The 272-nt window shown below is 40.4% G+C and carries 1 protein-coding gene; it reads right to left on the bottom strand.

What is annotated here, in order from left to right; genetic code table 11:
* On the bottom strand, positions 1-272 hold a 272-nt coding region (locus tag LI126_RS14730; RefSeq protein ID WP_227165678.1), incomplete at both ends, for a hypothetical protein.

The following is a 272-nucleotide window of genomic DNA, read 5'->3' as shown; positions in this document are numbered from 1 at the left end:
AGTTATATATGTAGCCTTTCTGGTGTCCATTTCACCACTACTGGATAGAACAATAGTTTTATTGTATCCATCAATGTTAGGAGAGAATATATGGTCCGTTGTACTTGTCCATCCAGTATCAACTTTTCTACCTTCAACAACATCGAAACACCGCTTGTACACTGTGCCAATATCACTGCTATTGAACGTTTCCAAAGCAAGGAGTTGTTCTGTCCCCTCAGCCAGTAAAGGCTGAGGTACTATATTAAGTTTTCCCTCACACCCGCATAACA

It is taken from the genome of Mediterraneibacter sp. 210702-DFI.5.30 (assembly GCF_020560115.1).
Taxonomy (GTDB): domain Bacteria; phylum Bacillota; class Clostridia; order Lachnospirales; family Lachnospiraceae; genus Mediterraneibacter; species Mediterraneibacter faecis.
The sequence above is the reverse complement of the archived record's forward strand: the minus strand, read 5'-3'. Positions and strand labels throughout refer to the sequence as shown.